10 protein-coding genes and 1 pseudogene are annotated in these 8,999 nt (G+C 67.9%); all 11 read left to right on the top strand.

Translation table 11 applies throughout. The features are described from left to right. On the top strand, nt 1-244 hold a 244-nt coding region (locus HUU96_RS06595), incomplete at its 5' end, for an NAD(P)/FAD-dependent oxidoreductase (protein ID WP_174292042.1). Nucleotides 245-386: 142 nt separating this feature from the next. Further along, a complete protein-coding gene (locus HUU96_RS06600) occupies nt 387-1,982 on the top strand; it encodes a flavin monoamine oxidase family protein (RefSeq protein ID WP_254605061.1) in 1,596 nt (531 codons plus the stop codon). Between the two features lie 4 nt (nt 1,983-1,986). Beyond that, on the top strand, nt 1,987-2,412 hold the full coding sequence (locus tag HUU96_RS06605) for a c-type cytochrome (protein ID WP_217430281.1): 426 nt from the start codon (nt 1,987-1,989) through the stop codon (nt 2,410-2,412). Nucleotides 2,413-2,471: 59 nt separating this feature from the next. Then, nucleotides 2,472-3,593 carry an 8-amino-7-oxononanoate synthase gene (locus HUU96_RS06610; RefSeq protein ID WP_174292043.1) on the top strand — a complete coding sequence of 374 codons (1,122 nt, stop codon included), beginning with the start codon at nt 2,472-2,474 and terminating at the stop codon, nt 3,591-3,593. Then, on the top strand, nt 3,590-4,207 hold the full coding sequence (gene bioD, locus HUU96_RS06615; protein WP_174292044.1) for a dethiobiotin synthase: 618 nt from the start codon (nt 3,590-3,592) through the stop codon (nt 4,205-4,207). The genes HUU96_RS06610 and bioD overlap by 4 nt, the downstream gene beginning before the upstream one ends. Continuing rightward, nucleotides 4,204-5,451: an adenosylmethionine--8-amino-7-oxononanoate transaminase gene (locus HUU96_RS06620; protein WP_174292045.1), complete on the top strand. Its 1,248-nt coding sequence runs from the start codon at nt 4,204-4,206 to the stop codon at nt 5,449-5,451. Before bioD ends, HUU96_RS06620 begins: the two co-directional genes overlap by 4 nt. A 161-nt stretch (nt 5,452-5,612) precedes the next feature. Beyond that, the gene (rplK, locus tag HUU96_RS06625; protein ID WP_174292046.1) at nt 5,613-6,044 is read left to right on the top strand and encodes a 50S ribosomal protein L11; all 432 of its coding nucleotides are present in this window, start codon (nt 5,613-5,615) and stop codon (nt 6,042-6,044) included. Nucleotides 6,045-6,046: 2 nt separating this feature from the next. Further along, on the top strand, nt 6,047-6,739 hold the full coding sequence (gene rplA / locus HUU96_RS06630) for a 50S ribosomal protein L1 (RefSeq protein ID WP_174292047.1): 693 nt from the start codon (nt 6,047-6,049) through the stop codon (nt 6,737-6,739). 240 nt (nt 6,740-6,979) lie between these two features. Continuing rightward, entirely contained in the window at nt 6,980-7,993 is a 1,014-nt protein-coding gene (locus tag HUU96_RS06635; protein ID WP_174292048.1) for a phosphatase PAP2 family protein, read from the top strand. A gap of 278 nt (nt 7,994-8,271) precedes the next feature. Further along, a complete protein-coding gene (gene rplJ, locus HUU96_RS06640; protein ID WP_174292049.1) occupies nt 8,272-8,799 on the top strand; it encodes a 50S ribosomal protein L10 in 528 nt (175 codons plus the stop codon). A 55-nt stretch (nt 8,800-8,854) separates the two neighbouring features. Beyond that, nucleotides 8,855-8,999 (top strand): annotated as a pseudogene (locus HUU96_RS06645) (50S ribosomal protein L7/L12); the annotation flags it as partial.

The raw sequence follows: 8,999 nt of genomic DNA on the forward strand, positions 1-8,999 counted from the left end.
CGCCGCCGCCGAACAGGCGCTGGCGGCGTGGCGCTTCCTGCCCAACGGCAGCGAGGGCTTCGCCAAGGCGGAGGTGACCGTCGGCGGGATCAGCACCGCCGAGCTGTCGTCACAGACCATGGCCGCGCGGCGGGTGCCGGGGCTGTATGCGATCGGCGAGGCGGTCGACGTGACCGGCTGGCTCGGCGGCTACAACTTCCAATGGGCCTGGGCGAGCGCCGCCGCTGCGGCCGGGGCACTGTAGGTCGGCCCGGATCGGCAACAGCAATATATTACAATTTGAAGCGTTGCCTAATAGCGGATCGTGTCGCTAGGTTAGCTCAACACTATGGCTCCGGGACAAAACGGGGTTGAGGGAGAGGCCAGAACCCAATCAGAGGTCGATCGTGACTGACAGCATCCCCGCGACAATGGACCGGCGCACGCTCTTCTCGCTGATCGGCAAGGCGGCGGGCACCGCGGTCATGTACGAGGCGATGACCTCGCTCGCCTATGCCGCCGAATCGACCTACAAGGGTCCGGTCGATCTGAAGGGCGCTCTCAAGGGATCGTCGGTGCTGATCCTGGGTTCGGGACTGGCGGGCATGGTCGCCGCCTATGAGCTGCGCAAGGCCGGCTACAAAGTCCAGATCCTCGAATATCAGAACCGTTCGGGCGGCCGCAACTGGTCGCTCTATGGCGGCGACGTCTTCACCGAACTGGGCGGTGCCACCCAGAACATCGCCTTCGACAAGGGGCTGTACCTCAATCCCGGCCCCTGGCGCATCCCGCACCACCACAAGGGCGTGCTGCATTACTGCAAGCTGCTGGGCGTGCAGCTGGAGCCGTTCGTTCAGGTCAACTACAACGCCTATGCGCATTCGACCAAGGCGTTCGGCGGCAAGCCTCAGCGCTATCGCACGGTGCAGGCGGACTTCGACGGCTATGTCGCGGAACTGCTCGCCAAGACGGTTCAGCAGGAGAAGCTCGCCCAGCCGGTGACCAAGGAGGATCAGGAGATCCTGCTGCAGGCGCTGCGCCAATGGGGCGCGCTCGACAAGGATTACGCCTATTCCAAGAACCTGACATCGGCCGATCGGCGCGGCTTCGACCATCCCCCCGGCGGCGGCCTGGACGCGCAGCCGACCCCGACCGACCCGATCGCGCTGAGCGACCTGCTGAAGTCGGGGCTGTGGCGCACCATCGGCACCGCTCATGGCTATGACGTGCAGACGACGCTGTTTCAGCCGGTCGGCGGCATGGGCATGATCGGCCGCGCGTTCGGCCGCGAGCTGGACGGCGTCATCCGCTACAACGCCAAGGTCACCGAGATCAGGCAGGACCAGCGCGGCGTCACCGTCTCGTTCGTCGACAGCGTGGCCGGCGGCGCGGTGCAGACCGCGCACGCCGACTGGTGCGTCTGTACCATCCCCGCCTCGGTGCTGAGCCAAATCCCGATCACCGTCGGCGACAAGATGCAGGCGGCTATCAACTCTCTTCCCTATGCGGCGTCGGCCAAGGTAGGCCTGCAGATGAAGCGGCGCTTCTGGGAGGAGGATGACGGCATCTATGGCGGCATCAGCTATACCGATCAGCCCAACAGCCTGATCGGCTATCCCAGCACCGACTTCTTCAAACCGGGCAAGGGCGTGCTGCTCGGGGCCTATACCTTCGGGTCGAACGCGGTCGAGTATACGGCGATGAGCCCACAGGAGCGGATCGCCAAGACTGTCGACTATGGCGCGAACATCCACCCGCAATATCGTGCCGAGTTCGAGACGGGCGCGGCAGTCGCATGGCATCGCGTGCCGTGGACGCTAGGCTGCGCCGGCTCCTGGACCGAGGCGGGCCGGGCGGCGCATTACGCCGACCTGTGTGCGATCGACGGCCGCATCGTGCTGGCCGGCGAGCACGCCTCGATGATCCCCGCCTGGCAGGAGGGGGCCATCCTCTCCTCGCTCGACGCGATCGGGCGGCTTCATCAACGCATCGTGCAGGGCTGATCACATGACACGCATCTCCCAAGCCGCCACGCTTCGCTGGATCGCCGGCGGCATCGCGCTCACCGCCGCGATGACCGGTGCCGTCGCCCAGTTCGGTGCCGGTTATCATGAGCAGACCGGGCAGGAACTCTATTCCCACATTTGCCAGGGGTGCCACATGGCGGATGCCAAGGGCGCGATCGGTGCCGGTGCCTATCCGGCACTGGCGGGCGACCCGAAGCTGGCGGCGCGGATGTACCCGGTCGTGGTGATCCTGCGCGGGCAGAAGGCGATGCCGGCCTTTGCCGACCTCACCGACGCGCAAATCGCCGAAGTGACCAACTATGTCCGCTCGCACTTCGGCAACAGCTTTCCCGGCACGGTGTCTGCCGACGACGTCAAGGCGATGCGGCCGCAGGGCGGCGCGCACGATGCGCTGAGGCCCGGCTGATCGAGCAGGCCGCCGGCTTTCGTTCGGCTCGGCCTTCGACTATCGCGCAGCCGAACGGCATGTCGGCATTGCAAACCCTGGAAAGCGGACTGGCGCAGCTTGAGTCGATCGGCCGGCGGCGGTTCCTGACGTTACCCCAGGGCCATGACTTCGCGTCCAACGACTATCTGGGTCTCGCAGGATCGACTCGCCTGAGGACTGCCGTCACCGACGCGATCGGGCGCGGCGTGCCGGTCGGGTCGGGCGGCTCGCGCCTGCTGCGCGGGCATGGCGAGGAGCATCAGCGGCTGGAGGAGGAGGCGGCGCGCTTCTTCGGAGCCGAGGCGGCGCTGTTCATCGGTAGCGGCTATGGCGCGAACGCGTTGATCTTCGCCACCCTGCCCCAGCGTGGCGATCTGGTCGTGTACGACGCATTGATCCACGCGAGCGCGCATGAGGGGATGCGGTTGGGCCGCGCCGCGACGGCGGCGTTCGCGCACAACGACGTCGACGCGGCGGCCGATGCCATCGTCCAATGGCGGCGGGGCGGCGCGACCGGCACGCCCTGGCTGGCGGTCGAGAGCCTCTACAGCATGGACGGCGACCAGCCCCCGCTCGCCGACTTCGCCGCTCTCGCCGACCGCGAGGATGCGATGCTGCTGATCGACGAGGCGCACGCCACTGGCGTCTACGGACAGGACGGGCGCGGGCTGGCGGCGGAGTTGGACGGCCGACCGAACGTCGTCGTGCTGCGCACCTGCGGCAAGGCGCTGGGCTGCGAGGGCGCGCTGATCCTCGCCCCGCAGATCGTGCGCGAGTTCATCATCAACCGCGGCCGCGGCTTCATCTTCTCGACCGCGCCGTCGCCGCTGATCGCGGCGGTCGTGCGCGATGCGCTGCGCAGCCTGATCGAGGAGCCGGAGCGGCGTGAGCGGCTGAGGATGCTCGTCGAGAGTGCCGGCTGTGAACTGCGCCGGCTTGGCCTGCCGGTCTCTGGTTCGTCGATCCAGCCGATCGTCATCGGTGACGATCGCCGCACGATGGCGATCGCCACGGCGCTGCAGCGCGCCGGGTTCGACGTGCGCGGCGTCCGACCGCCAACGGTGCCGACGGGAACCTCGCGGCTGCGACTTTCCGTGACCTTGAACGTCGACGAAGCCGCGCTTGCGGCGCTCGCGGCGGCCTTGGCGAAGCTGCTGTGACCATCGTCGTTACCGGCACCGACACCGACATCGGCAAGACGGTGTTCGCCGCCGCCCTGGCGATCGCGATCGGCGCGCACTATTGGAAGCCGATCCAGGCCGGGCTCGACGAGGGCGGCGACGCTCAGGCCGTTGCCGCACTGGGCGTGGATGCCGACCGCATCCTGCCCGAGGCGTACCGGCTGACGACGCCCTGCTCGCCCCACCATGCCGCCGAACTGGACGGCGTCGTCATCGACCCGGATCGACTGACGCCTCCATCGACGCCGGCGAGGCTGGTCGTCGAGGGGGCGGGCGGCGCGCTCGTGCCGGTGACGCGGCAGCTGCTCTACGCCGATCTGTTCGCGCGCTGGGGGCATCCGGTGGTGATCGTCGCGCGCACCGCGCTCGGCACGATCAACCACAGCCTGCTGACGATCGAGGCGCTGCGCAGCCGCGGCGTGCCGATCCTGGGCGTCGCCTTCAACGGCGAGGCGAACGAGGACAGCGAGGCGACCATCGCCGAGATCGCGCGGGTAAAGCGCCTCGGCCGCCTGCGCCGCCTGAACACACTGACGCCCGCGACGTTGCAAGCGGCGTTCCTCGACAGCTTCGACTTGGCGGATTTCCGGTGACGTCGCCGATCTGGCATCCCTTCACCCAGCATGGGCTGGAGGAGCCGATCCCGCTCGTCGCCAGCGCCCAGGGCGCGGCGCTGTTCACCGCCGACGGCCAGCGCATCGTCGACGCGATCTCGTCCTGGTGGGTGACGACCCACGGCCATGCCCACCCGCGGATCAGCGCCGCCATCGCCGATCAGGCGGGCCGGCTCGACCAGATCATCTTCGCCGGCTGGACGCACGAGCCGGCCGAGACGCTGGCGACGGGGCTGTGCGCGATCATGCCGGCCGAGCTGACGCGGGTGTTCTTCTCCGACTCAGGCTCGACCAGCGTCGAGGTCGCGCTGAAGATGGCGCTTGGCCATTGGCTCAACCGCGGCGAGCCGCGCGGCCGCATCCTGGTGCTGGAGCATGGCTATCACGGCGACACGATCGGCGCGATGTCGATCGGGGCTCGTGGCGTGTTCAACCGCGCCTATGCGCCGCTGCTGTTCGATGTCGGCACGATCCCCTTCCCCGCCGCCGGCCGCGAGCAGGAGGCACTCGACGCGCTGGAACGCGCGTGCCGGGAAGGAGCGGCGGCGTTCATCTGCGAGCCGCTGATCGTGGGCGCGGGCGGGATGTTGATCTATCCGGCCGCGACGCTCGCCGAGATGCGCCGCATTTGCGCGCAACACGGCGTCCTGTTTATCGCCGATGAGGTGATGACCGGCTGGGGCCGCACCGGCACGCTCCTCGCCTGCGAGCAGGCCGGCATCGTCCCCGACATCCTGTGCCTGTCCAAGGGGCTGACGGGCGGTGCGATCCCGCTCGCGGTGACGATGGCGACCGAGCCGGTCTATGCCGCCCATTACGGCCCGGACCGGTCGCGGATGTTCTTCCACTCGTCCAGCTACACCGCCAACCCGATCGCCTGCGCCGCCGCCAACGCCAACCTGGCGATCTGGCGGGAGGAGCCGGTGCTGGAGCGGATCAGCGCCCTAGCCGCACGACAGCACGAGCAGCTCGCCGGCCTCGCGACGCTGACCAACGTGCGCAACGTGCGATCGCTCGGGACCATCGCCGCCCTCGACCTGGGAGCGGAGCATGGCGGCTACCTGTCCGATCTCGCGCCGCGCCTGCTGGCGTTCTTCCGCGAGCGCGACGTGCTGCTGCGACCGTTGGGTGATACCGTCTACGTCATGCCGCCCTATTGCATCGACGAACGCGATCTCGCGCACGTCTACGCCTGCATCGCCGAGGCGGCTCGCCTGGTGTGAGCCCCCGCGGCCAAGCCGTTGCGCCTCGCGGCGCTTTCCGCTAACGGCTCCGCTCCCGCTCGGGAACAGCCGTGGGAGCCCCGGATCACTCCGGAGCGCTTGCACCACTAAACTTGACCGGACGGGCGTTTATCGCCCCGTCCTGCTATAGAGTGAGAAGAATGGCGAAAAAGATCACCGGTTACATCAACCTGCAGGTGCCTGCAGGCAACGCCAAGCCCGCGCCGCCGATCGGGCCGGCGCTGGGTCAGCGCGGCGTCAACATCATGGAGTTCTGCAAGGCGTTCAACGCCCAGACCACCGAGATGGAGAAGGACACGCCGCTCCCCACCAAGATCACCGTCTATGCCGACCGGTCGTTCTCGTTCGAGATCAAGACGCCGCCGGCCTCGTTCCTGATCAAGAAGGCGGCCGGGCTGAAGTCGGGCTCCAAGGAACCGGGCAAGGTGTCGGCAGGCAATATCGCCCGCTCCAAGCTCGCCGAGATCGCGCAGGCCAAGATGAAGGACCTGAACGCGAACGACATCGAGGCGGCGACGAAGATCATCGAAGGCTCCGCACGCGCGATGGGCCTCACCGTGGTGGAGGGCTGAACATGGCGAAGCTGACCAAGAAGCAGAAGGCCGTCACGGTCGACACGACCAAGCTGTACGGCGTCGATGAGGCGATCGGCATGGCCCGCTCGGGCGCGTCGTCGAAGTTCGACGAGACGATCGAGATCGCGCTGAACCTGGGCGTCGACCCGCGCCATGCCGACCAGATGGTGCGGGGCGTCGTCACCCTGCCCGCGGGCACCGGCAAGACGGTGCGCGTCGGCGTGTTCGCGCGCGGCCCAAAGGCCGATGAAGCGCGTGAGGCGGGAGCCGACGTGGTCGGGGCCGAGGACCTGATGGAGAGCATTCAGGGCGGCACGATCGACTTCGACCGCTGCATCGCCACGCCCGACATGATGGGCATCGTCGGCCGGCTGGGCAAGGTACTGGGTCCCAAGGGCCTGATGCCCAATCCCAAGCTCGGCACGGTGACGATGAACGTCGCTCAAGCGATTAAGGACGCCAAGGGCGGCCAGGTCGAGTACCGCGTCGAGAAGGCTGGCATCATCCACTCCGGCATCGGCAAGGCGTCGTTCCCGGCCGAGGAGCTGCGTCGCAACTTCGATGCGCTGGTCGACGCGGTGGTGCGCGCCAAGCCGGCGGGCGCGAAGGGCAAGTATGTCCGCAAGATTGCGATCTCCTCGACCATGGGTCCGGGGATCAAGGTCGACGTCGCCGAAGTCGCGAGCGCGTAGCACTCAGCTGATCGACAATGACGGGGCCGGGAGCGATCCCGGCCCTTGTCGTTTCAGCTTGCCAGTGTGGCATTCGTGTGACGCTCGCGATACCTTCGGGCCGCACAAATCCACCGTCGCGTTGACAAAGACGACCGATCGTTCATGCCGTTGTCACATCCCGGCGCGTCCGTGGCGCGTAACTCGTTGATGGCGGTGCGATCCGTCGATCCGGATAGAGACAGCGGCTAGAGAACAGGCGTGTACCACTTCCCTCCTCCTGCCGCCGATGTGGCCCGGCCCTATCAGCGGTCGGGCGGTGACATCCGCCTGCTGCCGACGCGCGGACAGGCTTTGGCCGGGGCGATGCTGGCCAATCTCGCGCTGCTGCTGCTGCTGCTGGTCGCGACACGGCTGGAGATCGACTGGCGCTCGCCCGGCGCGCTGACCTATTGCGGCGTTTGTGCGGTGGCGGTGGCGGTGCGGCTTGGCCTGGCGCGATCGGGCTCGCGGCCGCTGCGTGCGTTGATGCATTTCGTGGAATATGCGGTCGTGTTCATGCTGATCGGCCTGCTCGGCGCGGTCGGCAGCTATCCGGTGTCGGCGGGAAGCCACGGCTTCTATGACCCGGCGCTGCAGGCGATCGACAGCGCGCTGCACTTCAACTGGCTCGCCTGGTACGAATTGGTCTGCGCCCACCCCGCCCTCCAGGTCGCCGGGCGCATCGCCTATGAGGCGATCTACGTCACGCCGGCGCTGATCCTCGGCTTCTTCGCCTGGACCGGGCGGCGGCGCGAGGCGCACACCATGCTCGCGACCTTCTGGGTGGCGGCGGCGATCACGCTCGCGATGTTCTACTTCATGCCCGCAGTCGGCCCCTTCGCCTATCTGTGGCACGGACCGGCCCCGTACATGCCGGCCAGCGAGCTGTGGCAGCCCGAGCTGATCCCGGCGATGCGCCATCATGCGATGCACGTGATCGACCTCGGCCAGCTGCGCGGGCTGGTGTCGGCCCCCAGCTTCCATACCGCCGCGGCGGTGCTCTACATCCTGATCGCCTGGCCGTACCGCCCGCTGCGGTTGCCGGTGCTCGCGATCAACCTGGCGATGCTGCTGTCGACGCCGGTCGAGGGCACGCATTATCTCGCCGACATGCTCGGCGGGGCGGCGGTGGCGCTGACCTCGCTTGGGATCATCGCCTGGCTGGAGCGGCTGCCGCTGCGCACGTCGGTCCGTGGCGACGCGATGGCGCGGCTGCTGGCACCGCGGACCTGACGCGCTATCGCTTGACTTGAGCGCCGATGCCGCTATCGGCGCGCCTTGCCCGGTGGTTCACCACCGGGTGCCGTCCAAGACAGTGGGTGCTCCGGTTCGCCGGCGCTTAATGCCCCACCGAGACGGGGACAGGATTTAATCGGTCGTCGCGCGCGATGCCGGTAGCCATTTCCCCCTCGCAGGACATCCGGTTGGCGTCGCCCGATGCCGGCCGGTCGTAACCGGGCCTGTCGCATGTCGGCCGGCCCAACTGGAGAATGGCATGGAAAGGTCCGACAATGGACAGGGCTGAAAAAGCCGCGGCCGTCGCCGATCTGAACCGCACCTTCACCGAGGTCGGCGTGGTGGTGGTCACCCGCAATCTCGGCATGACGGTGGCGCAGTCGACGACGCTTCGCAACAAGATGCGGGACGCCGGCGCGACCTACAAGGTCTCGAAGAACAAGCTCGCGCGCATTGCGCTCGACGGCACCGATTATCTCTCGCTGGGCGACATGCTCACCGGGCCGGTCGGCCTTGCTGCATCGGTCGATCCGGTCGCCGCCGCTAAGGTGGTGGTCGACTTCGCCAAGGGTAACGACAAGTTCGAGATCGTCGGCGGCGCGATGGGCACCACCGCGCTCGATCTGGCGGGCGTGCAGGCACTGGCGACGATGCCGTCGCTGGACGAGTTGCGCGCCAAGATCGTCGGCCTGCTGGTGGCACCCGCCACCAAGATCGCGACGATCGCCCAGGCACCGGCGGCGCAGATCGCGCGCGTGCTGAGCGCCTATGCCGAAAAGAACGCGGAGACGGAGGCGGCCTGAGCCACCCCCTCACCAACCAACATCCACCTGAACCAAGACACGAAGGAACATCATCATGGCAGACCTGAACACGCTGGTTGACCAGCTTTCGCAGCTTACCGTTCTCGAGGCTTCCGAGCTGTCGAAGCTGCTTGAGGAGAAGTGGGGCGTCTCGGCCGCCGCAGCCGTCGCCGCCGCGCCGGCCGCCGGTGGCGGTGCCG

The sequence above is a fragment of the Sphingomonas bacterium genome (genome assembly GCF_903644135.1).
Lineage (GTDB): Bacteria > Pseudomonadota > Alphaproteobacteria > Sphingomonadales > Sphingomonadaceae > Sphingomonas.

Bases quoted from the DNA above. Each gene is read 5' to 3' on its own strand.
- rplK (WP_174292046.1), top strand. From the start codon at position 5,613: ATGGCGAAAAAGATCACCGGTTACATCAACCTGCAGGTGCCTGCAGGC.
- HUU96_RS06605 (WP_217430281.1), top strand. From the start codon at position 1,987: ATGACACGCATCTCCCAAGCCGCCACGCTTCGCTGGATCGCCGGCGGC.
- rplJ (WP_174292049.1), top strand. From the start codon at position 8,272: ATGGACAGGGCTGAAAAAGCCGCGGCCGTCGCCGATCTGAACCGCACC.
- HUU96_RS06610 (WP_174292043.1), top strand. From the start codon at position 2,472: ATGTCGGCATTGCAAACCCTGGAAAGCGGACTGGCGCAGCTTGAGTCG.
- rplA (WP_174292047.1), top strand. From the start codon at position 6,047: ATGGCGAAGCTGACCAAGAAGCAGAAGGCCGTCACGGTCGACACGACC.